Consider the following 23,180-nt stretch of genomic DNA (forward strand, 5'->3'; position numbering starts at 1 on the left):
GAGTACGCGTTCCGGGCGGCCAGCGAGTACGTCCACCTCACCGGCGACCGCACCGAGGACGCCGTGCTGGTCGGCGACCCGGCCGGCGACGGCCATGGAGGTTCCCGCCGACGCGCAGTCGCCCGCGCGCGTCCGGGACCGTCGGCAGGTAGCCGAAGACGTACGCGCCCTCGACGGCGATCGTCTCGTCGATCCTCAGCCGGTACGCACGCTCGTCCCAGTTGCGGACCCTCTCACGGCAGTACGCGTCCGCCGCCAGCCGTGCCGACTCCTGGTCCATGCTCACCGTCCGTGTCCTTTCCCGGTCTACCACCATGTGATCATCAGTTCGAGATTCTGCCACTCCGAGGTCACGGCGTGCGTCTCGGACTGGTAGTCGAGGAACTTGATCACACCGGCGTCGTTCACCACGTTGAAGTAGTGGCCGACGTCGACGCCGTCGGTCCAGCCGAACACGATGCCACGGGTTCCGTAGCCGAGCACGGACAGCTGGTGCGCGATGTCGTCGGTGCCCTCGGTCAGGTGGAACAGGGAGTCGAACTTGTACTCCAGTTCCTCCGGGGCGAGGATCCCGCTGTCCCACGCCGTGGCACCGCTGTGGGTGCCGGCGAGCCGGCTGTCGCCGGCCTGGGCGCAGGCACCGCAGTTGTCGGTGTAACCGCCGGGGTTTGCCCCCGCCAGGGTGTCCTCCGCCTTTCCGGGCTTCGGTCCCTTCGGCGTGGACCCGCCGCCACCGGTGTCGGGCGCACCGCCGCCGCTGGGACGCCCGGCGTCCTTGCCGGCCGCCGGTGTGTCGGACGCGGGGGCGCCCGGGTCGTCGCCGCCCTTGCCGGTGCCGGACTTCGGGCTGCTCGGCTTCTCCGTCTTCGGCGTGGTCGGTGCCGGGTCCGCCTTGGTGGTGGTGGGGAGGTCGTCGGAGAGCAGCTTCTTGACCGCGCTGACGACGTCCTCGCCGTCGGACACCGCGGCCTTGACCGCCTTGACGGCCTTGACGCCACCACTGATCGCCTTGACGGCTCCGTAGCCGTCGATCGCGAACGAGCCGACGACGCCGGTCACCTGGCCCGCGAAGTACGACGTGGAGCTGGTGTCCACGTCGAACAGGTCGGCCAGCGGCGTGTCGTCGACGTACCCGGTGTGCCCGAGCCGGAACGGGGACTCGTTGGAGTACCCGAACATGTCGTTGAACACCTGGTTGTCGCCGTTGGCGATGTCGGCGAACGAGTTCCAGCAGTCGGAGAAGGTGTTGACGCTCCACTGGTACGGGTCGCCGACCACCGAGTCGCCGACGCCGGTGAAGAAGCTCCCGACGTCACCCCAGCTCCACCACAGGCCGTTGGGGTCGCTCCCGGAGGTGGGGTTGCCGGCCGCGTAGCCGTAGCCGCCCATCTGGTTGGGATCGGTGGACTCGAAGACGGGGTCGACGGTGAGGAACCGTCCGACCGCCGGGTCGTACATGCGCACGCCGAGCAGGGCGAGCCCGCTGGTGACGTCGGAGGGCTTGCCGAGGAAGCCCCGGCTGTCGGCCCAGGCCGTCGGCACGGCGCCGCGCGGGTTGCCGTACGGGTCGTACGCCCGCCGGGTGACGGCCAGCGTGGCACCGTCCACCTGGAGCTGCGCGGTGCCGTGCGGGGTGGTCGGCTGGTAGCTGACGGTGCCGCCGGAGGAGCGGACGATCACCGTGCCGTCCGGGCTGCGGTAGTACCGCAGGCCGGTGACGGTCTTCTTGGCGGTGTCGAGGCTGAGCTGCTCCGCGCCGCCGAAGAGGTAGAGCTGGTTGGCGCCGGGGTTGCGCTGGATCAGCAGGCCACCGTCGGCGTCGTAGAGGTAGCTCGCCTCCTTGCCGTTGGTGGTGACCGTCCTGGTGCGGCCCTCCTCGTTGTACTCGTAGCCCTGGGCGGTTCCCGGGCCGGTGCGGGTCTTGGTGTTGCCCGCCGCGTCGTAGTCGGGGACGACGGTGGTGGAACCGGACGGGCCCGCCGTGGTGACGGAGTTGGCCGCGTTCGGCTTCTTCGACGGGGTCGTGCCGCCGCCCGGGTAGCCGATGGTCTGGGTGACGTCCTTGGCGGCCGTCCCCTTCACATCGTGGTCGACCTCCTGGACCCGGTCGCCGAGCTGGTTGAACTGCCAGTCCAGCCAGTACGGGGCCGGCCCGCCGATGGTGCCCGGCGACGGCGCCGCGGTGGTGCACTTGGCGAGCTGCCCGACGGTGGCCGCGGTCAGGCCCTTGGTGTCCGTCCAGGCGGTGGTCAGCCGGTTCTGCGCGTCGTAGCCGAAGCACTGGGTGTCGGTCACCCGGTCGGTGCCGCCGCTGGACTGGACGTCGGAGACGGCGGTGACGCTGCCCGCCGCGTTGTAGCCGTAGGTGGTCGCCGAGATCGGGTTGGCCGTGTTGTTCTGCAGCGTGACCCGGTTGGTGGCCAGTCGGCCGGTGGCCTGGTCCCAGGTCTGCGCGGTCCGCAGCTGCTTGGACGGCGTACCGATGGTGGTCTGCAGGACCTGGCCCTGCGGGCTGTACGCGACGGTCGCGACGTACGGCCGGCTGGCCGCGCCCATCGCCACCAGCTTGCCCTGCAGGTTGTAGCCGTAGCCGACGGTCTCCGCGGGCAGGCCGCCCTCGGCGCCGAAGGTGGTCGACGCCAGCAGGCTGACCGTCTCGGTGTAGGACGCGCCCGTGGTGTACGTACCGGCGAGCTTGCCCTCGGTGGCGGGAATCACCGTGGTGGACCCCGTGGGCTGGCCGGCCGCGTTGTAGCCGTTGACCTTCTTGACGTACGCGCTGCCGCCCTTGCCGCCCACGTAGCGGGTCGACGCGGCCGGCATGCCCTTGCCCAGGGAGTCGTAGCTCCACTCGGCGAGCAGCTTCGCCGGGTCGCCCGGCGTGTCACCGGTGTACTCCCCGGTCTTGCGCCCGAGTTGGTCGTAGCTGTACGAGAGCACCTGGCCGCGGCCGTCCTTGACGGTCAGCACGTGGCCGAGCGGGTCGTAGGTGCTGCTGGAGCTGCCGCTGTCGGGGTCGGTCTGGGCCACCGCCCGGCCCTGCAGGTCGTAGGTGTAGGACCAGGTGTTGCCCACCGTGTCCCTGACCGAGTCGACCTGCCCGCGGGCGGTGTAGGTGAAGGCGGTGGTGATGTCCGCGGGCGGGGCGTCCGCGGTTCCGGCCGACCAGAGTTCGGCGTTGGCGCCGTCGTACATGGTGATCCGGCCGTCGCCGCGCACCTTGAGGTAGCCGCCGGTGTGCCCGCCGCTCCCGCTGGTCCAGAGCGTGGTCTTCCCGGTGGCGTCGAGCACCACGAGGCTGCCGTCGGCGAGCACGCTCGCGTACGCGCCGGGGTGGCCCGAGGTGCCCGAGGACCAGCGGGTCCTCCCGTCGACCAGACCGGTCAGCACCAGGTTGCCGTCGGCCTGCACGGCGAGGCGGACGCTGCGGGAGACCGCCGACGTCCCGGACGCGATCACCGTGCCGCCGGTGAGCTTGCGGTCCGGCGTGGTGTCGCGCATGACGGTCGACGTCCGGCGGCCGAGCGCGTCGGTGTACGCCGTGGTCGCCTTGCCGCCGGGCGGCGGCGTCACGTCGACCCGGTCCACGCCGCGGTAGGTGGTGCTCCCCTGCCAGAGGGTGCTGGCGAAGGACACCTGCTGGACCGTGACCGGCCGGCCCTGGCCGTCGTACGACGTGCGGGTCACCGCCGGGCCGGTCTTGTTGGTCTCCGCCCACATCGAGGTGCCCGGCGCGTTGGCCGCGTCGTGGTAGCTCGCGATGACGGAGGAGGTCCACCCGTGGGAGTCGTAGAAGGTCGAGGAGACCAGCCGTCCCGCCGAGTTGTCGGCGGTGGTGGTCTGGGTCTGCCTCGCCTGCAGCGTGCCGTCGTAGAACGCGACCTCGGTGCTGTAGGTCCCGTCCTCGCGCAGCGTCCTGGTGGTGACGGTGGACGGGTCCGGGCTGTCACCGGCGCCGTGCACCGAGTAGGAGAAGGTCCGGTCGGGCGTCTGGTTCGCCTTGTTCCGGCCCGGCATCCACACCTTCACCCTGCGGCCGAGGGCATCGTAGGCGGAGTCGGTGACCCGGCCGTTGACGTCCGTGGCATGGGTGATCGAACCGCGGCCCGGCGACACCGTGCTGGTCGCCGTCCACTTCAGCGGGTTCTCGGTCGACACCGAGGTCGGCAGCAGCCCGGTGGCCGGCACGTACGTCGTCGCCGTGGTCTGCCCGGCCGCGTCGGTGCTGCGGCTGACCCGCCCGTAGCGGTCGTACGTCATCGCGCCGAGCACCTGGTAGCGCGGCTGGCCGGCCGGGTCGTAGTCGGTGACCGACTCGGTGGCGGTGACCAGGCCGAGCGACCCTGAGCGCTGCCCGATCCGGCCGAGGGTGCCCGGGTTGGTGACGGTCCCGTCGCCGTCGTAGTAGACCCGCTTGTCGCTGAGCGTGGTGCCCGGCCCCGGCTTGGTGTCGCACGCACCGGCGAGGCTGATCGTCTCCTTGGGGTAGACCAGCATCATCGGGTTGTCGGACGGCGCGTCGGCGTAGCTGGTGACGGTGCAGGTCCGCTGGGAGGGCACGGACAGGTCGCCCTGCTCGTCCGCCTTCCAGATCCGGCCCAGGTCGTCGAAGGTGGTGCTGCTGCGGGTGGTCCGCCACGTCCTGTCGTCGCTGAGCAGGCCGAGCGAACGGCTGCTGCTGGACTTCACCCGGCGCGACGTCATGGCCGGCAGCGTCGACAGCTTGTCCGGCTTCGGGTCCTGCGAGGTCCACGCGGTACGGTCGGAGGTCGCGACGACCACCGAGTCCGGCGCGTCGGTCAGGGTCTTGGTGACGACGGTGCCGCCGGCCTTGGTGAAGCCCTGCTTCTCGTACGGGGTGCCCGCCAGCCACGCGCTGTCGGTGATCTCCTCTCCGAGCGAGTTCTTCACCTTGACGCTGCGCCGGGTGCCGTCCGCCTTGTAGTCGCCGTCCATGCCCTGGAGGTAGGAGACGACGGACTGGGTGATCGGGTCCGGGGCCGCGCCGGTCGTGGTGGTGACGGTCCGGAAACCGCGGAACTCGTTCCAGGTGCGGTGCTTGTCGTCGGTCAGCTCGGAGTCGTCGCGGTGCCAGGCCGCGCCGTCGGCGTAGGTGTAGTTGGTGACCTTGGCGGGCGAGCCGGCCTTGGTCCGGTCACTGGAGGTGACCTGGGAGACCAGCGTCTTGTGGAACCAGTCCTCGATCGGCTCCACGCCGCCCGGGGTGTTCCAGAACACCTGGTAGCAGGCCATGGTGTTGGCGTCGGCCGACGCCGGCATGGTCTTCTTCTCGCGCGAGCACTCCGGCGCGCGGTAGGTGACCGCGACGGACTCGCCGGTCTCGGTCTGCACGCTGGAGATCCGCGGGTGGTACAGCGGCGGCGCCGCCGGGGTGAGCCCGTCGACGCGGTTGTCCATCTCGATGCCGACGAAGCTGACCGGGTCGAGGCTGACCGGCCCGTCGCCGCCGGCCGACGTGTCCTTGCCGGTGTGGACGACCTCCGAGAGCCACATCACCGACTGCAGCGAACCACTGGCCTTCGGGTCCTGGGTCTTGCCGGTGACCGGGTCGTAGGTGCCGCCGGCGTCCGAGAAGACCTGCTTCAGCTCGTAGGTGTCGACGTCCTGCCAGCCGGACGCCGTCCGGACCTTGGTGTCGATGCCCTTCAGGCGGTAGGTCTGCCAGAAGGTCGGCCCGGAGATCAGGCAGACGCCGTCGGTGTCACCCTCGTCCCCGATCTTGGTCTTCCAGTCCGAGGGGCAGTTCAGGTCGTACGGGGTGTCCGGCCAGTTGGCGGCGGTGTCCGAGGACAGATTGCCGTCCTTGCAGACGCTGTCCGACGTGGTGCAGCGCTGCGCCGTACGGAAGACCACCTTGGCGGCCGGCTCGCGGCCCGCCCGGGCGTCCTCCAGCTGGTAGCCGTACGAGATCTGGGTGAGGTGGCCGCCCCGGGTGTACTTGGTGAGGGTGCCGCCCTTCGTGTCCTTGTCCTCGTCGGGGATCTGGCCGAAGCCCATGTTGTAGTAGTTGGACTCCGTCGCCCAGTCGTAGCGCTGCACGTTGCCGTGCGGGTCGACGACGAAGTCCAGGTTGAACCGGTAGCCGACCGGCCGGTCGCACTGCGAGTCGTCACCCTTGTCCGAACTATGGCACGGGTCACCGGACTTGGGATGGTAGACCGGGATGCCCCAGGCACTGTCGGTGGAGTCGTCCGAGGTGCCGCCGGGCGCGTGGTCGAGGCCCAGGTAGTAGGCGGTGCCGTCGGTCGTGGTGACCTTGAAGTACTCGCCCTGCCACAGGCCGTTGGTGGCGCCGGTCAGCCGCTCGATCCGGGTACCGTCGTCGGTCTGGAGGTGGTAGACCCCGTCCGCGTCCCGCAGCAGCTGGCCGGTGTGGGTGCCCAGCGAGATCGTGGCGTTCCAGCCGGCCCAGCAGGAGTCGCCGGAGTCCTCGATCCCCTGGTCCTTGCAGCTCTTGTACGAGCGCTCGATGAAGCCGGGGCTGTACGACCAGCCGTCACCGATCCAGGACGACTGCGAGTTGCGGGCCGAGGTCTCGCCGTCCACCGACTGCGAGTCGTAGGCGAGTCCGACGGTCGGCGCCGCACCGCCCAGCGACGGCGGCGCCGTCACCGGGTACTGATAGGTGAACGCACCCGACGCCGACGCCGACCAGGCGCCCGACGCGGACAGCGTGGTCGCCCCGTAGTTGCCCTGGGATCCGCCGGGGCCCGCCACCGCGGCCACCGCCACACCACCGGAGGACCGCGCGGCCGCCACGGCGGACGGCGCCGCGAACGCGCTTCCGGTCTTCGCTGCACGGGAGTTGGCACCGGCGGCCGGCAGCGCGACGGTGCCGCTCAGCTTCCGGTTGGCCGGGTCGTTGACCGCCTCGATCGGCGTGCGGGTGCGGCAGGCGGTGAGCTGCGGCGTGGTGAGCGCGCACGCGGGCATCGCCACCAGCTGCAGCCGGGACGCCCAACCACCGCCGTACGCCTGCTCGATGGCGCCGTAGTCCAGCGAGACCGCGACGTTGCCGGTCTCCGCCCGGTCGTCGGCCCGGTCCAGGCCGACCAGCAGGCCGTCCACGCCGGCCCTCTTGGCCTGGCCGCGGTCGGCGAGCTTCACCCGGACCGAGGAGACCTGGCTGACCGGCGCGACCGGCGAGGCGAGCGACTTCGCCCGGGCGCCGAGCGCCGCGGGTACGGCGGGCGAGAGGGAGACCGGCAGACCGCCGGCCTTCGCCTCACCGGCGGGCGCCGCCAGGCTGCGCACCGCGGCGGTCCTGGCCAGGTCGACGGTGGCGGTCGCGGCGGCCGGCCAGCGCACGGGCTTCACCGCGTGCGGGACCAACTCCCGCGCCCCGGGCGGGATCGCGGGCGCCTGGAGGTCCGACCCGCGGGCGCCCACCGGGGCGCCGGGGACCTTCGGCTGGTCGGGCAGCGGATCGGCGCCCCAGACCTTGTCGGCGTACTGATATCCACCGACGACGACATCGGCGACGGCGAGCGGAGTCGCCAGCGAGAACACGGTGGCCGCCGCGATCGCGACGGTCCCCCGTTTCATCCAGGCCCGTTTCCGGGCACCGCGAATTCCACGCGGTCCTGCGCGCATGTGTAATCCCCCATGAGACGTTCGAGCCAGCAGGCCATCTGACGATCAGCCAGCTGACGGCACGTTCGGCCGACCGCACCGTATTGCCATGGGCAAGTCAGAGCAATACCCTTCCCCAGCAGCCACACTGACCTCACCCGTCACGCGAGCCCCGGAAAGCCTTCACAAGTGCCACCAGGGCGAGCGAAAGGCCGCAATTCCGACACATGGTGAGGGGCCGTGGGGAGGCCGTCCTGTGAGAAGAAACACAGCGGCGGCCGGGCTTCCCCGCCGAGGTCCCTGAACGGGCGATCCATCGGGGAACACCTTCGCGCCCTAAGAGGAGCTAACACAAAGCCCGGACGCGCCTGTAGGTGATCAGGCAGCAGGCCAGCTTGAGGAATGCCTCGTGGATGTCGTCGCGGATGTCCCAGCGGATACGGAGTCGTCGGAAGCCGTGGATCCAGGCGTCGGTCCGCTCGACCACCCAGCGGACGGCGCCCAATCCGGAGCCGTGCGATACACCGCGGCGGGCGATGACCGGCTTGATGCCGCGCTTCCACAGGAGTCGGCGGTACTTGTCGAAGTCGTAGCCGCGGTCGGCGAACAGTTGCCGCGGGCGGTGCCGGGGACGGCCCGTCGTGCCGCGGATGCGTGGGATCTGCCGTGCCCCTGGACCGAAGCGGTCGTTTCGGCCCATGTGAGTAGCAACAGGGGTGGGTATCCGTCGGACCTGACTGACGAGCAGTGGGCGCTGGTGGAGCCGTTGCTCCCGCCGGCGCGGGTCGGGCCGAAGGGCGGGCGGCGGGAGAAGCATCCACGGCGGCGGATCGTGGACGCGATCTTCTACGTCGTGCGGACCGGGTGCTCGTGGCGTCAGCTGCCCAACGACTTCGCGCCCTTTCTGTGGAATCAGTTCTGTCAAGCAGCAGCCGTTATCCGGAGGCTGGCATCATCTATGGCTGCGCTCCTGTTCGGCCAGCGGCCTCTTCCACCTGGCGCCGACCGGCTTCGCCTTTGGTCCAGACCAATGCACGCCAATGACGCGGTGTCTGGCTGCTCCAGTGCTGGAACTCCTGGACCACCACGTTGGCGGAAACCCTCCATCGGATGGTGCGGCCTGAGGCTTCGGGAACGTCGGTGAGGCCGTCCAGCTGCTGGGCGAGTATGAAGCTGTCGATCTCGACCGTCGTGCGGTCCCAGGTCAAGACCATGTCGGTAAGAGCATGGGATTCGATGAGGGCCGGAATAGACGGGGCGATTTCGAGGAACGCGCCACCTCCGTCGTCGACTCCGACGGATCCATCGGTGTGCACCAGGTAGCGCACCGGAGAGGAGACGCGTTCGCCGAACCAGTCGAAGTACCAGCTGCGGGCGGGGTCGGCCCACATGCCCTGGCCAAGGTCGTAGTGCCAGTCGCGGAGCACTTCGTGGCGCTCGCCCTCGACGGTGTAGCTGCTTCGGACTTGGTAGCGGAGCCCGCCGTACCTCTGCTCGAATCCCTCGCGGCGGATCACGAGCAACATGGGCGTGGGGATCGGCTGGCCGAAGCGGTCGCGAATCTGAAGGAACTCCGTTGAGAGTCGGTGTTCCGTCAGGTGCTCCCGCCGACCGGTTCGTTCAAGCAGACTCTTTGCACGAGCGGAAAGACCGGTGAGGTCGTCCAGGAGGTGCATCCTGCACTTCATTTCCCAAGGTGGGGCTGGTGTTGTGCCTCACGCTACCCGGTCGAGCCTGTTCGGTGCAGTCCCATACAGCGGCTCGACGATCGTGGTCAGCATCGACATCCCGGACCAGACCCCCTCGGACGGCTGGTCACGTTCACGTCGATTACCGGCAGCAGCGTCGTGGTGGCCTGAATGCCGAGCTGACGTGGCGTCGGCCCGGCCGGGGTGGGGACGTCGGCCCCCTGCCCGGCCCCGACTCCCGTGCGCGCGGACGTCGTTGCGGACCGGCGGGCCGGCCGGGGGCGCGCTGCGGCGATACGCGCGCGCTATCGGCACCTCCTAGCGTCTCGAACGGATCTCGCGGCCGCGGCCGCGGGCCCGAAGGCGAGCAGCATCCGCCGCCCTACCTTCTCTCCTTCATCCAACGCGCCGCCGGGCCATCCCCGCCCGCAGCACCGACCCCGTCGTCACCGAGGCCGAGCACCGGGCCGCCGCGGCGGCCCTGGACGGCACCGTGGTCATCGACCCCGGCGTCCTGGTCGTCACCCGTCTGCAGCCGGGCCGCCGCGACCGCCTGCTCGACGGCCTGATCGACCGGGTCGACTTCCTGGGCTGATCGGGCTGATGGGTTGAACGGCACGGCCCCACCCCGGCGGCCCACCGAACGAACGCTCCCGCCCGCGCTCCCCACCCGGGAAGGACGCGGGTCATGGGCCGGCGAGGTCGAGGGTGGCGAGGGCTCCGCCGTCGGGAGCGTTCGCGAAAGTCAGCCGGGCACCGAGGACCGCCGCCTGCCCGGTGGCGATCGTCAGGCCCAGACCGTGGCCCTGGCCACGTTCGACGGCCCCGGTGCGAAAGCGCTGCGGGCCGTCGGCGAGCAGCGCGTCGGGGAACCCCGGTCCGTGGTCCCGCACGGTGATCCGGCTGCCGGTGACGGCGACCTCGACCGGGCCGGCGCCGTGCCGGTGGGCGTTGGCGAGGAGGTTGGTGAGGATCCGCTCCACCCGGCGCGGGTCGGTGCGCACGGTGGCGGGCGCCGTCAGGCGGAGGCGGATGTCGCCGTCGCCCCTCCCGCTCACCTCCTCGACGAGATCACCCAGGGGGACCTCGTCGAACCGGGCGCTCTCGGCACCCGCGTCCAGACGGGAGACCTCCAGCAGATCCTCCACCAGGCCGCGCAGCGCGCGGACCTGGGTGCGCACCAGGCCGGCCGCCTCGTCGTCCTCGGGCAGCAGACCCGCGGCCGTGACCAGGCCCATCAGCGGGGTGCGCAGCTCGTGGGCGACATCCGCGGTGAAACGCTTCTCCGCGGCGAGCCGGCCCTGCAGCGCCCCGGCCATCCCGTCCACGGCCGCGGACATCTCGGTGATCTCGTCCCGGGCCCGGCCCCGGTGGCCGATCCGGGCATCCAGGTCGCCGTCGGCGATCCGGCGGGCGGTCCGCGACCCGTGGCGCAGCCGCCGGTTCATCCGCTCCGTCGCCAGCACGGTGAGGGGGACGACGACGGCCAGGGCGGCGAGGGCGGCCTTGACGATGCTGCGGTCCAGCAGCTGGAGGCTGCGCACGGTGGCGCTCATGTCGGTCCGTACGACGAGCACCCGGCCGTCGCCGACCGGGGCGGCCGCCCACATCCAGTACCAGTTCGGTGCTTTCACGTCGTACCACAGGGCGTACTCCCCCGGTGCCGTCGAGCCTTCGAGGGCCCGGGCCAGCGGCAGGGGCAGGCCCGCCGGGGACTCGAGAGAGGCGTTGTCGGGACGGCGCCCGGTGCGGGAGAGCTCCTGCTCGGCGGCACCCAGTTGCGCGACCGCCAGATCGCGCCCGGTCCGCTCGCCGCGCTCCGCGGTCGCCCGGTGGACGAGTACACCGATCACCACCGCGACCGCGGCGCAGGCGAGCACGACCAGGGCGGTGATCTTCCAGCGCAGCGAGCGCGGGTCCAAGGGGTGCGGGCCGGTACGTCGTGCGGTCATCGCGTCAGCCCCGCAGGAGTTTGTAGCCGAAACCCCGGACGGTCTCGATGCGCTCCGCGCCGATCTTCTTGCGCAGCCGCACCACACACAGGTCCACCACCCGGGTGTCGCCCTCCCAGCCGTAGTCCCACACCTCGCGCAGCAGACGCCTGCGGTCCAGGACCGTGCCGGGATTCTCCGCGAAGACCAGCAGGAGACGCAGTTCGGTGGGCGTCAGGGCGACGGCACCGCCGTCCAGACGGACCTCCAGGCCGCGCGGGTCGATGGTCAGGCCACCGAAGGTCAGCAGGTCCGGCGCCTCCCCCGCAAGGGGGCGCCGGTGGCTCCCGGTCGCCTCGCCGGCCGCGATCGGATCCTCCCGCACCGGCTCCGCCGCCGGGCACTCGTGGAAGGTGGCGCGGCGCAGCAGGGAGCGGATGCGGGCGACGAGGACGGGGATGTCGACGGGCTTGACCACGTAGTCGTCGGCACCGGCCTCCAGACCGGCCACGACGTCGAGGGCGTCACCGCGGGCGGACATCATCAGGATGGGCGTGAGGGTCTCCTCGCGGACCCGCCGGCACAGGCTGATGCCGTCCAGACCGGGCAGCATCACGTCCAGGATCAGGACGTCGTGCTCGCCGGCCCGCACCGCGTCCAGGCCGTCGAGGCCGTCGCCGGTGACGTCGACCCGGTAGCCGTAGCGTTCCAGGGCCAGTTGGACGGAGCGGCGGATGACCGCGTCGTCCTCAACGAGGAGCAGGTTGACCGCTTCGGGTACTCGGGTGGCGGACAAGAGCTCTCCGGTGTCGTCGCCTGGGGATCGGGTCATCATTCCAGCACGTCCGGGGCCGGTCCATGGCTGGGGGCCGCTGCACGGGGCCCGGCGGACGGTGCCGGCCGACGGGGTGGTCACAGCTTCAGGGACGCCGCGACCGGGAGGTGGTCGCTGCCGGTGTCCGGCAGGGTCCACGCGGAGCGCGCGGTGATGCCCTTCACCAGGATCTGGTCGATGCGTACCACCGGGAGGGACGCGGGCCAGGTGAAGCCGAAGCCGTTGCCGGCCTCCTGCTGGGCCGAGCGCAGCGGTCCGGTGAGCGTGCGCAGCGCGGAGTCGTCGAAGGAGCCGTTGAGGTCGCCCACGACGACGGTCCTCGTGAGCGGCTCGCGTTGTACGGCCGCGGCGAGCTTGGCCGCCGCCTCGTTGCGGGCGTAGGTGGTGAATCCCGCGTCCGGGCGCACCCGTACCGAGGCGAGGTGCGCCGTGTAGAGGGCGACGGGGCCCTTGGGAGTGATGACGGTGGCACGCAGGGCCCGGGTCCAGGGCATGATCTCCACCGGCTCCACGTCCTTGAGCGGGTATTTGCTCCACAGGGCGATGCCGCCGTGCACCTCGGCGAAGGCGTAGGTGGCGGCCAGCTCGCGCCGGAAGGTCTCCTGCGCGCCGCGGGCCAGTTCCTCCACCGCCACGACGTCGGCACCGGAGCCGGCCAGGGCGCGTGCGGTCCGGCGCGGGTCGGGGTTGTCCTCGTTCACGTTGTGGCTGACGACGGTGAAGTCCCCGCCGCCCGCGCGCTTGTCGACCAGGGCCGGTGCGAACAGCACGGTCCAGACGAGGGCGGGCAGCAGGACGGCCACCGCCGCCGGGGCGGAGCGCCGCAGCGCCGCGAGGAGGAGCAGCAGCGCGATGCCCAGGCCCGACCAGGGCAGCACGGTCTGCCAGAGGCTGGCGAGGTTGAGCGGGCCGTTCGGCAGCCAGGGGTTCAGGACCATGAGGGCGGCGAGCGCGGCGGCGGCGCCCGCGATCAGCCGCCCGCGCCGCCGTGCGGCACGACGGGCCGGACAGGTCGGGTTGGTCGGGCTGGTCGGGCTGGTCGGGCGGCGAAGGACGCGGTCGCGAAGGACGTGATGGAGAGGAACGTGGTGGCGGGCCGTCGGGCGGCGGGGCCCGCGCCCGCCGTCGCTGCCGGGCCCGTGGGCCGACGTGCCGGTGTCCACGGCCGGGGGTGCCGTCGGAGCCGTACCGGTGCGCGCGCTCATGACCACTCCTGCCGGCCGCCGTCGAGAGCCGGCAGGACGCCGGGCAGCTTCTGCCGCAGGGCGTCCACGAGCCGGCCGCTGCGCTCCAGGGCGGCCCGCAGACCGTCGGCGGGACTGGTACCGGCCCGCTGGCCGAGCACCACGCCGTAGACGAGCCGGCGCCCCGAACCGTCCTTGCCGTCGGGGACCTCCAGCGCCCACATCAGGTTCCCGCCGGCCGAGGTGGTCGACCCGGTCTTCAGGCCCACCACCCCGGGCAGGCCGAGCAGTGTGTTGGTGTTGCGCAGCGGTGCGGAGCGGCCCGGTAGGGCGGTGTCGCGCAGGGCAACGGTGTCCCGCAGCGCCGGCTCGTTCATCGCCTCGCGGGCCAGCTTGAGCTGGTCGGCGGCGGTCGACACGGTCGAGGCCTCCAGTCCGCTGGCCCCGGTGTAGGTGGTACCGGTCATCCCCAGCCGGGCGGCCTCCTCGTTCATCCGGGTCACGAACGCCTCCTCGCTGCCCGCGTCCCACCGGGCCAGCAGCCGGGCCACGTTGTTGGCGGAGGGCAGCAGCATCACCTCCAGCAGCTTGCGCTGGGTCAGGCGCTGCCCGGCGGTGACGGGGGCGGTGGACTCGTCCACCGAGCCCGCCTCCGCGGCAGCCTGCGCGTCGACCGTGATCACCGGCCCGTCCTCGCCGTCCTTGAGCGGGTGGTCCCTGAGCACGACGTACGCCGTCATCACCTTGGTGACGCTCGCGATCGGCACCGGCTGCTGCGCTCCCTTGACACCGAGCACGCCGACCTTCGCCACGGCGACCGCCGACTGCCCTTCCTCCGGCCACGGGAGACCGAGTGCGGCGATCGTCTCGGGTGCCGCAAGCACCGGCGCCCCGTCGCCCGCGGCCGCGGCGCCGCCCTCCTGGGCGACCAGCGCGCCACCACCGGCACCGGCCCCGGCGAGCAGGACAGCGGCCAGGGCCCACACCGCCTTGCGACGGACGAGGCCAAGCCGACCGGGCGCGGTCCGCCGGTCCCGGTCTTCGGACGGTGTGCGGACTGCTTGTGTGGGGACTGACACGACGGCGGCCTCCCGGAGCCAGAGGGACAAGGTCCCGGGGCGCTGGCCACCGGGTGTTCCTAGAGGCTCCGGGACCGGCACTTCGGCCCGGTCGTGGCGCGGCTTCCGCCGTCGCGCAGTCGTGTATCAACCGTGTACCGGCCGACCGGTACCGGAGGCCGGGCAGGAGTCCGGCGAGTCCGGAGAGGCTGCACCGCCGACCTCGGCCCGGCCCCGGGTCGCCCCGCCGGGACGCCGTCCCCGGGACCGAACAGCACCGGCTCGGCGCCGACGCGGCGTGCCCTGAACGCCAGGATGCTCACGGTGGCGTCGTCGAGCCACTGCACGTCGTCGGCGAGCACGAGCACCGCCGCGACCGGCGCGACCGGCGCGGCGTCCGCGATCAGGTTGCGGGCATCGGACCCACCGGAAAGACGTCCGGGATGTCGGCCTCGGCGTTCCCCTGGGCGGTGCCCAGCGCCTCTCGGTGGGGCGCGGCAAGCTCCGACGTGCCGGCTGCCAGTGGGCGCAGCGGCAGTTACAGGCCGGCGTAGGGGATGTCGCTCTCGGCCTCGACACCGCTGGTGCGGAGCAGCCCGTACCCGCCGGCTTCGGCGAGGACGGCGGCTTCGGCGAGCAGTGCCGACTTCCCGATCCCGGCCGGGCCGCGGACCAAGACGGCGCTGCCCCGGCTCCGCGACTCGGACAGCAGTCGGGCCAGGAGGTCCGGCTGCGCCTGCCGGCCGGCGAGCTCCACGGTCCTGCGTCCAGTCCGTTCACGGGGGACGGGCGTGGCCGAACGGTGATCGTACTGGGCCGCGCCGGCCACCTCACCTTCGCCTACCGGTGGCGCGTCGCCGCCGACGGCGAGAACCCACGACTGGAGAGCCCTTGCGGACGGCTGCAGTTGGAGCGCCCCCGGGGGGCCCGCCTCCACCCCCCTCCCTGGGTGGGGGCGGTTCGTGACCGCAGCGCAGAATCGGAGCCGGGCCGGACGGTCCGTCGCCCGTCCATGCGCAACCGCCACAGGGTGTGGCACGGCTCACAGGGAACTCCGGGCGGTGTGCGGACAGGGATGGGCATGGAACTGTCACAACGGGCGCGATTGCGCGCCGGGGACCAGGGTGCGCTCGGCCAACTATTCGACGCGCACGCCCAGGCGGTGCACGGCTACGCGCTGCGCGCCCTGGGGGACTGGGCGGCGGCCGAGGACGTGGTGTCGCTCACCTTCCTGGAGGCCTGGCGGCTGCGCGGCAAGCTTCACGAGGGCGACGAGGACCTGCGGCCCTGGGTGTTCGGCGTCGCCACCAACGTGCTGCGCAACACCACGCGGACGGCCCGGCGACACCGGGCGGCGATGTCGCGGCTTGCCGAGCGGGGATCCGTACCGGACTTCGCGGACGAACTGGTCTCGAGGATCGACGACGACGCCCAGCTGGCGGCGGTACGGCGCGCGTTGTCCGGCCTGCGCCGGTCCGAGCGCGAGGTGTTCCGGCTGTGCGTGTGGGTGGGGCTCGACTACGCGTTGGCTGCCGAGGCCCTCGGCGTGCCCGTCGGTACCGTCCGCTCCCGGCTGTCGCGGGCGCGGGCCCGGCTGCGCACGCTCACCGAGCGCGAACTGACGCGCGGTCGGGAACTCGCTCCCATCGTCGGACAGGTACGCGATGGCGGCTTCGAGGCCGCCCGGTCGTTGCAGGGAGAGGTCCGATGAACAACCCGCACGAGACGCTCCCCGCCGACCGCCAAAGGTTCCTCAAGGAGCATCTGATGAGTGAGATCGCCGCCGCAGAGACGAAGGCCACCAGGTCCCGGCGTGGGCCGGTGTGGCTGGTCGCCCCGCTGGCAGTCGGTGCGTTGGCGGCCGTCACCCTGGTCGTCCCGGGTCGGCACCATGACGGCGCTTCGACTCCGGCCTCCTCGGCCACGGCCACGCCCGCCCCGTCCACGTCGACCACCCCGTCCGTCACACCCGCGCCGGAGCCGACCGACGCCATGGGCCTGCTCGGCCGCGCCGCGAAAGCCGCCGCGAGCCACACCGCCCCTGTAGCGCGGAGCAGCCAGTTCGTCTACCGGCGGGAGATCCGGGACGGCGCCCGCCAGTCCAAGAGCGAGCGGAAGTCGTGGATCTCGGTCGACGGCAGGTCCGAGGGTCTGATCCTGGATGCGACCATGGGGGACGGACGCACCCCGTGGCCGGCCATCCTGTCGGACGCCCCCGGCGCCCCCAAGACGGCCGGATTCGGCACCCCGACGTACGAGTTCGTCTCCCAGCTGCCCACGGACCCGCAGCGGCTCCTGCAGCAGGTGCTGACCGCTGACCGCTCCAACACGGTGGCGGGAATATCGATGACGCCGAAGCTCCGCAACCAGATCGCCTTCGGCGACATCCAGATGATCTTCCAGAACATCTCGGCGCCCCCCGCCGTCGCCGGGGCGCTCATGGAGGCGGCCGCGAAGATCCCGGGGACATCGGTGGTCGCCGACGAGACGGATGCGACGGGCCGGCACGGCGTCGCGGTGGTCGGCACCAACGGCACCCTGCGCGTGTCCCTGATCTTCGACCCGACCACCGGCGCGTTCCTCGGTGTGCGCGAGGTGCTCCTCTCCGACCTCCCGCCCGCGGGCCCCGACGGCCTGCCCCCCACGGGCAACCCGTCCCCGGGCGCCGGCAACGGCAAGGGGTACGACTACGCCTCGGCCATCCTCACCTCGGCCATCGTCGACAGGGCGGAGGTCGAGCCCACCGACTGACCATCACGGTTCAGGCCACAGGGGACGCCGACGCCCGGTGACGTCGTCCCCTGCCGCCTCAACGGCCGCCGGAGCCCGGAGGCAGCCACGGGGGTGCTGCCTCCGGGCTCCGCCCGTTCGGCCCTGCCCCGGTGTGCCAGGAACGACCAGCGGGAAGCAGGCACAGGGGTAGCGCTGCCGTGTAGCAGGTCGGTGGTGCGGTCCTCCTCGATCCGCCACTCCCGCGGGACGACCACGAAGTCCAGGTCGCCGGGCTCGCGGGTGGCGTCGCCGTACCAGGCGCGGAGTACCACGCTGCCGCGAACGACCAGGTGCCCGGCCCACGGGGAGTCGGCTACGGCCGCGAGCAGCAGGTCCATGGCACGTCGGCGCGCCGCGTACCAGGCGGCCGACAGCGCGGGGTCGGTGAAGCTCGGGTCTGCGGCGCGGAAGGCGTTGGGGTGCTGCTTGAGCGCCGGGTCGAACACGGCGGCCTGCGTGGCGCGGGCGTCGTCGGCCGGACGCAGGGTCAGCGGCAGAGCGAGCCCGGGCCGTTGGGCCGTTGGCACCGAATGCGGCACGGTGCCGCGGTGCAGCCCGGTCCGGATGTCGTCCATGGGCGCTGGGCTCCTTTCCCAGGCTGGCCGGTGTGTCCCGGCCCCGGCCGTGGATCACGGTAGCGGCCGCCGCTCCGGTCCGGCCGGCAGGTCTCACCAGGCCCGTGTCCGCCTGGGGTCCGGCCCGAGTGAGGGTCGAGCGGTACTCGACCTGACGGGCTGACGGTCCATCAGGTACCGCTCCGCCGTCGCCGACGGCAAGAGCGGTCGTCTGCCCCGCAACGGGCGCCCCGACGGGCCCGGTGGCGGTCCGGGAGTTCAGCTGCCCGGCCCGCCGCTCGGTTCCGTCCCCGGGTGCCCGGACCGGCGTCCATCCCACAGCAAGGGAGATCCACATGTCCGACACCACTCCGCAGCACGCCTTCGACCTGCAGGACCTCGACCTCAGCGACCTCACCGTCAGCTCGCTGCGCGACACCGCCGCGCTGCCCGAGACCGGTGCTTCCTGGGGCTCCTGCTCCTGCCAGGGCTCGTCCTCCTGTGCCCAGCCCGAGGTGGACACCCTCGCCTTCTGACCGGCACCACCGGTCCGTACCGGCACCCTTCCGACCCCAGGGAGACCAGATGACCGATCACCAGAACGGCCTGAGCTTCGAACTCGATGACCTGGACCTCGGCGAGCTCACCGTGACCTCGATGCGTGACACCGTCGCGCTCCCGGAGACCGGCGCCTCCAACGGCGGCAGCTCCTGCTCGTGCGGCTCGTCCTCCTGCGCCCAGCCGCAGTTGCCGACGCTGCCGTACTGACCCCGCACGGTCGGGGGCCGCGCCCCGGCGCGGTCCCCGGCCACCCTCGACCCCGATCCCGATCCCCCAGATCCGATTCCCCAGATCCCCCCGATCGACCGATCCCCCGGGAGCGTCCGGCATGCCGTACACCGCAGGGCCCGCGGCCGCAGCAAGCGCGGCGCCGGCCGACCCCGACGGGTACGGGTACGCCGTTCGGTCGGCGCCGTACGCGCTCGTACGGGCCACCGTGCTGCGGTACCCGGCCCAGAGCCGGCCTGCCGCGGCCTTCAGGGCCCGGCTCTCCGAACTGGCCGACCTGGAGGCCGTTGCCGCCGCGTCGGCGCCCGAGCTGTGCGACGCGCTGTACGCCGCCCGGGCCGGCCACTCCCCCGCCTTCCACCGCGACGTGGTGCTCCCGCTGCGGCGGGCGCTGCACAACGGCCGCGAGCCGCGGCCCGCCCTGCTGGAGCGCCTGGGCGATCTGCCCGCCCGAGTACCGCAGCTCGGCGCCTGGCTGGCGCTGCGGGCCCGCCGCGCGGCGCTGCTGGCCGACCTCGACGCCAGGACCGGATCAGCCGACGGGACCACCCCCGCCGCGCTGGCCGCCGAACGCACAGCCCTCGCGGCGCTCTGCCTGGAGCCCGCCCTCGCCCGGGCGGTCGCCCTCACCAGCGGCGACCTGCTGCGGGCCGTCGAGCGGACCGGCCGCGGCGCCGGCGACCGCCGGGCCCGCAAGGAGGAGCCCGGGGTGCTCCGGTACGCGCTGCGGGCCAGTACCAAGACCAGCCCGCTGTCCTGGTTCACGGCCGTCGGCTGGGGCCCGGCCGAGGGCACCGCCGACGCGGGGGCCGGCGACGGCTTCGAGGCGGACGGCCTGCGGACCGTGGTCCGCGCCAACCGGACGCTGGTGAGCGCGCTGACCGAGGCCCTGCTCGACGCCCCGCACCGCCGGGCCGGCCTGCCGCACCGGATGACCAGCACCGCCCGGATCACCGCCGGCCGTGCCGCGTACGCCCGCAGCCGGGTGGTCTTCGCCGGCGGCCGCTACCTGGTGACCAACGAGGACGAGGCCGAACTCGCCGCCGGGCGCCCGCTGGAGCTGCTCGCCGCCGGCGACGGCGCACCGGCCACCCTGACGGAGCTGACCGGCAGGCTGGCCGACGCCCTGGACGGCCCCGGCGCCAACGAGGCGGCCGCCGGGTATCTGGCCCGGCTCGCCGAGGCCGGGCTGCTGGTGCCGACCGACCCGGTGGCCCCGCAGGACGCCGACCCGCTCGGCCGGCTCGCCGACTGGCTCCGGACCTGGCCCGAGGACGCCGCACTGGCCGACCGGATCGACGCCATCGCCCGGCTCGACGCGGACTTCGCCACCATGGACGCCGCGCGGCGCCCTCCCCTGCTGGCCGAACTCGCCGACCGGTGGCGCGAGGTGCTCGCCGAGGCCGGCCGGCCGGTCCCGGCTGGCGGCGCGCCGCTCACCGTGCTCTCCGAGGACGTGGTCGCACCCCGGCCGGTGCCGGACGCCGGTTCGCTCACCCCCGCCGACCACCGGGCGCTGGGCGAACTCACCGCGCTGGCCGAGCTGTTCGACCTGGGCCACCTGATGCGGCGGATCACCCGGGACCGCTTCGTCGCCCGCTACGGCGCCGGCGGCACCTGCCGCCACCCCTGGGAGTTCGGCGCCGCCTTCGCCGAGGCCTGGGAGGAGGCCGGCCGGCTGGCCGCCCTCGACCCGCGCGACCGCGACCGCTTCCCCACCGGCGCGGCCGAACTGGCCGCCCTGCGCCGGGAGGTACTCGACACCGCGCACGCCACCGCCCCGGCCGGTGACCCCGCCGCCGACCTGGTGCTGCCCCGCGACCTGATCAGCGGGCTCGGCGACCGGCTGCCCGCCTGGGCGACCGCCCGGCCGGCCGGCTACGCCTACTTCGTACAGCGCGAGCAGGCCGCCGGCGGCCTGCTCTGCGTCAACCACGTCTACGGCGGCTGGGGCCGCTTCACCAGCCGCTTCCTCGACGCGCTGGACCCGGCCGCCGCCGAGGCGGTCCGCGAGCAGATCCGGCGCGGCCTCGGCGAGGAGGCCCGGCCCGCCCAGATCCGTCCGGTCGGCGGGTTCAACGCCAACCTGCACCCGCTGCTCGTCCCGGACGAGATCGGGCCCGACCGCCGCTGGGCGTCGATCGGCGAAGCCGAGGTGGACCTGGTGCACGACCTCGCGAGCGACCAGCTCAGGCTGCGGCTGCGGGCCACCGGCGAACTCCTCGACGTGCTCTACAGCGGCTTCCTGGCCCCGATCATGCTCCCGCAGCGGCTCGCCCCGTTCCTGTCCGACCAGCCGCACGGCGTGGCCGACTTCCGGGCCCTGGTGCACCGCCACGCCGTCCCGGCCCCCGGCGGGAAGGTGGTCCGCTCCGCCCGGCTGCGCCACCGGCACCTGGTGCTGCACCGGCGGCGCTGGCAGCTGCCGGCCGGCGTGGTGGCGGCGCTGCGCGCCGACCTCGCCGCCGACCGGGCCGTGCCGGCCGCCACCACCGCCCGCTGGCGGGCCCTGCTCGACCTGCCCGAACAGCTCTTCCTGCACCCGGCCCCGGCCGCCCCGGCGGGCCGCCCGGCGGACGACTTCCTGGCCCATCTGCGCCGCCCCAAACCGCATTTCCTCGACCTCGGCAACGCGCTGCACCTGCGCTCGCTGGCGAAGTGGCTGGCCCGGCACGACGACGGCGTGGTGCTGGAGGAGGCGCTGCCCGCCCCCGGCGCCCGTACGACGGCCGGCCGGGCCGTCGAGCTGGTGGTGGAGACCTACCGCGCCGGGCGGCCCCGATGACCGCCCCGGCCCCGACCGAGCAGGGAGCAGCCCCGGTGACCGAAACCCCCATCGACCCGGCCGACGGCGCCGCCCGAGACGTGGTCGCCTACTACCACCAGCCGGTCAAGGCGCCGCTGCTGCGCGGCGCGGTCCTGCCGCTGGCCGAGCGCTGCGCCGCCGAGGGCCTGACCGTCCACGTGGAGCGGCACTGGCTGCACGGCCCGCACCTGCGGCTGCGGCTGCGCGGACCGGCGGCGCAGGTCGCCGACGCAGCCGCCCGCAGCGCCGGGCAGGTCCGCGACTGGCTGCGCCGCCACCCCTCGGTGAGCGACCTGGACACCGAGGAGCTGCTCGCCGCCGCGGCCGAGGCGGGCCGCGCCGAGCTGATCGCACCGCCGTACGGGCCGATCGTGCCCGACAACACCGTCCGGGTGGAGCGCGTCGACCTCGCCGAACTCCGCGCCCTGATCGGCGCCGACGGCGTGCTGCTGCGCGACCAGCTGCTCGGGATGGGCCTCCCGGCACTGCACGCGGCGGCCGGGTTCCTCGGCCGGTACGGAGACGGCGCCGCGGCCCGGGTGCAGCTCGCCGTGGCCGCGCTCGCCGCGCACGCCGCCGCGCACCCCGGCGGGCTGGTCGGCGGCCACTACTCGTACGTCTCCCACCTGGAGGACTTCCTGGTCCACGACGACCCGGACGGCCAGCTGCGCCGGGCCTTCGACGACCGCTGGGAGGCCGCCGGCGAGGCGGTCACCGCCCTGGTCGGCCGGATCGGCGCAGGCGGGGCCACCGGCTGGGAACGGGCCTGGGCCGGCTGGTCGGCGGCCGCCTGGCAGCTGACCGAGCGCCGCCACGCCGCCGGCGCGGACCTCGGCGGGCACCCGTACGAGTACCGGGTGCGGGCCGCCGCCACCGGCGACGCCGGCGCGGCCGAGCGCTGGAACCAGGACGTGCGCACCCGGTACAGCGAGTTCCACCGGCTGCTGCGCCGCTCGGACCCGCAGGGCGCGATGTGGAGCCGCCCGGAGTACCTGGTCTACCGCGCCTGCACCAACGCGCTGTACCGGCTGTTCGCGGTCTGCGACCTGCGCCCGCTGGAGCGCTACCTGGCGGCCCATCTGGTGGTCCGCGCCGTCCCCGCCGTGACCGGGCACGACTGGCGCAGCCAGGTCGGCGCCGTCATCGAGGCCGTGGAGCGGGTCTCGTGACGCCGGGCCGGGCCACGCCCCTCGAAGTACCCGGCGGTGCGCTCGCGCCGGGGTCGGCCGCCGGGGCCGGGTCCGAGGCCGCCACGGCGGCGGCGCCCGACCCGCTCCGGGGCCTGGCCGGCGTGCGGCTGCGCCCCGGCGTGGCCGTCACCGCGCTGCGGGCCGGGCTGCACCTGCGCGGTCGGCGGGCCGCGGTCACCCTGGAGGGCGGCGCCGCGCTGCCCGCGCTGTGGCGGCTGCTGGCCGAACCGCTGCGCACCGGCGACACCGGCGCGCTCGACCGGCAGGCGCCGCCGGGTTCGCCGGTGCGCGCCGCGCTCGGCACCGTGCTCGCCCAACTGCGCGCGCATGACCTGCTGGTGGAGCCCGGCGATGCGGCTGCCGGGCCCTGGCTGCTGGACACGGCCGAACGGCCGGGGGCGGCCGCGGCGGCGCTGGCGGCCGCCCGGCCCCGGGTGCTGGGAGCCGAGCCCGGCGGGCCGCTGGACACGGCCGTGGTCCGGGCTTTGGCCCGGGCGGGTGCCGCACCCTCGTACGCCGGACGGGCCGGTGTCGCGCCCGGGCAGGTGCTGCTGCGGACGGCCGGCCGGCCGGCGCTCGCGGTGGCGGCCCGGGTGTGCGGCGGGACGGGCTTCGTCACCGCGCCGGCCGGCCCCGAGCAGGCGCTCGTGGACGCCGCCGCCCTGACCGCCCGGCTCGGGCTGGACGCCGCCACTGGAACTCGTCCTCGTGGTCGACGGTGGTGATCCCGCCCCGGGCGTCGGCGACCCCGAGCACGCCGTCGTGGATGTCCAGCCAGTA

15 protein-coding genes and 2 pseudogenes are annotated in these 23,180 nt (G+C 73.5%); 8 read left to right on the forward strand and 9 right to left on the reverse strand.

Annotated features, from left to right (window positions below; genetic code table 11):
* Positions 1 to 306: 306 nt before the first annotated feature.
* Positions 307 to 7,566 (reverse strand): RHS repeat-associated core domain-containing protein, encoded by a 7,260-nt coding sequence (locus AB0D08_RS34320; RefSeq protein WP_359894151.1) that lies wholly within the window; start codon positions 7,564 to 7,566, stop codon positions 307 to 309.
* A 373-nt stretch (positions 7,567 to 7,939) separates the two neighbouring features.
* Positions 7,940 to 8,254, reverse strand: a pseudogene (locus AB0D08_RS34325) (transposase); the annotation flags it as partial.
* Here AB0D08_RS34325 and AB0D08_RS34330 point away from each other — a divergent pair.
* Positions 8,255 to 8,485, forward strand: a pseudogene (locus AB0D08_RS34330) (transposase); the annotation flags it as partial.
* Positions 8,486 to 8,549: 64 nt separating this feature from the next.
* Here the strand turns inward: AB0D08_RS34330 and AB0D08_RS34335 are convergent.
* From AB0D08_RS34335 to AB0D08_RS34360, 6 genes are all read right to left on the reverse strand, one after another.
* Positions 8,550 to 9,269, reverse strand: a complete 720-nt coding sequence (locus tag AB0D08_RS34335) for a hypothetical protein (protein ID WP_359894175.1) — start codon at positions 9,267 to 9,269, stop codon at positions 8,550 to 8,552.
* Between the two features lie 698 nt (positions 9,270 to 9,967).
* On the reverse strand, positions 9,968 to 11,233 hold the full coding sequence (locus AB0D08_RS34340) for a HAMP domain-containing sensor histidine kinase (protein WP_359894152.1): 1,266 nt from the start codon (positions 11,231 to 11,233) through the stop codon (positions 9,968 to 9,970).
* A gap of 4 nt (positions 11,234 to 11,237) precedes the next feature.
* Positions 11,238 to 12,008, reverse strand: coding sequence for a response regulator transcription factor (locus AB0D08_RS34345; RefSeq protein WP_359894154.1), 771 nt, complete (start codon positions 12,006 to 12,008; stop codon positions 11,238 to 11,240).
* 116 nt (positions 12,009 to 12,124) lie between these two features.
* Positions 12,125 to 13,252, reverse strand: a complete 1,128-nt coding sequence (locus AB0D08_RS34350; RefSeq protein ID WP_359894156.1) for an endonuclease/exonuclease/phosphatase family protein — start codon at positions 13,250 to 13,252, stop codon at positions 12,125 to 12,127.
* Positions 13,249 to 14,217, reverse strand: a complete 969-nt coding sequence (locus AB0D08_RS34355; protein WP_359894157.1) for a serine hydrolase — start codon at positions 14,215 to 14,217, stop codon at positions 13,249 to 13,251. The genes AB0D08_RS34350 and AB0D08_RS34355 overlap by 4 nt, the downstream gene beginning before the upstream one ends.
* A 610-nt stretch (positions 14,218 to 14,827) precedes the next feature.
* A complete protein-coding gene (locus AB0D08_RS34360) occupies positions 14,828 to 15,046 on the reverse strand; it encodes an AAA family ATPase (protein WP_359894159.1) in 219 nt (72 codons plus the stop codon).
* Positions 15,047 to 15,370: 324 nt separating this feature from the next.
* On the opposite strand from AB0D08_RS34360, the gene AB0D08_RS34365 reads away from it, so the two are divergent.
* Positions 15,371 to 16,000 carry a sigma-70 family RNA polymerase sigma factor gene (locus AB0D08_RS34365; RefSeq protein WP_359894161.1) on the forward strand — a complete coding sequence of 210 codons (630 nt, stop codon included), beginning with the start codon at positions 15,371 to 15,373 and terminating at the stop codon, positions 15,998 to 16,000.
* The gene (locus tag AB0D08_RS34370) at positions 15,997 to 17,040 is read left to right on the forward strand and encodes a CU044_5270 family protein (protein ID WP_359894163.1); all 1,044 of its coding nucleotides are present in this window, start codon (positions 15,997 to 15,999) and stop codon (positions 17,038 to 17,040) included. The genes AB0D08_RS34365 and AB0D08_RS34370 overlap by 4 nt, the downstream gene beginning before the upstream one ends.
* Here the strand turns inward: AB0D08_RS34370 and AB0D08_RS34375 are convergent.
* Positions 16,977 to 17,636 (reverse strand): nucleotidyl transferase AbiEii/AbiGii toxin family protein, encoded by a 660-nt coding sequence (locus tag AB0D08_RS34375; protein WP_359894164.1) that lies wholly within the window; start codon positions 17,634 to 17,636, stop codon positions 16,977 to 16,979. The two genes, AB0D08_RS34370 and AB0D08_RS34375, sit on opposite strands and share 64 nt — an antisense overlap.
* A 335-nt stretch (positions 17,637 to 17,971) precedes the next feature.
* On the opposite strand from AB0D08_RS34375, the gene AB0D08_RS34380 reads away from it, so the two are divergent.
* From AB0D08_RS34380 to AB0D08_RS34400, 5 genes are all read left to right on the forward strand, one after another.
* A complete protein-coding gene (locus AB0D08_RS34380; protein WP_359894166.1) occupies positions 17,972 to 18,151 on the forward strand; it encodes a thiazolylpeptide-type bacteriocin in 180 nt (59 codons plus the stop codon).
* A gap of 49 nt (positions 18,152 to 18,200) precedes the next feature.
* Positions 18,201 to 18,383: a thiazolylpeptide-type bacteriocin gene (locus AB0D08_RS34385; RefSeq protein ID WP_359894168.1), complete on the forward strand. Its 183-nt coding sequence runs from the start codon at positions 18,201 to 18,203 to the stop codon at positions 18,381 to 18,383.
* A 121-nt stretch (positions 18,384 to 18,504) separates the two neighbouring features.
* Positions 18,505 to 21,189: a lantibiotic dehydratase gene (locus AB0D08_RS34390; protein ID WP_359894170.1), complete on the forward strand. Its 2,685-nt coding sequence runs from the start codon at positions 18,505 to 18,507 to the stop codon at positions 21,187 to 21,189.
* A 35-nt stretch (positions 21,190 to 21,224) separates the two neighbouring features.
* The gene (locus AB0D08_RS34395) at positions 21,225 to 22,379 is read left to right on the forward strand and encodes a lantibiotic dehydratase C-terminal domain-containing protein (RefSeq protein WP_359894172.1); all 1,155 of its coding nucleotides are present in this window, start codon (positions 21,225 to 21,227) and stop codon (positions 22,377 to 22,379) included.
* The gene (locus AB0D08_RS34400; RefSeq protein WP_359894173.1) at positions 22,376 to 23,125 is read left to right on the forward strand and encodes a hypothetical protein; all 750 of its coding nucleotides are present in this window, start codon (positions 22,376 to 22,378) and stop codon (positions 23,123 to 23,125) included. Before AB0D08_RS34395 ends, AB0D08_RS34400 begins: the two co-directional genes overlap by 4 nt.
* The last annotated feature ends 55 nt before the right edge of the window (positions 23,126 to 23,180 follow it).

Origin of the sequence: Kitasatospora sp. NPDC048540, assembly GCF_040651175.1 — a bacterium.
Lineage (GTDB): Bacteria > Actinomycetota > Actinomycetes > Streptomycetales > Streptomycetaceae > Kitasatospora.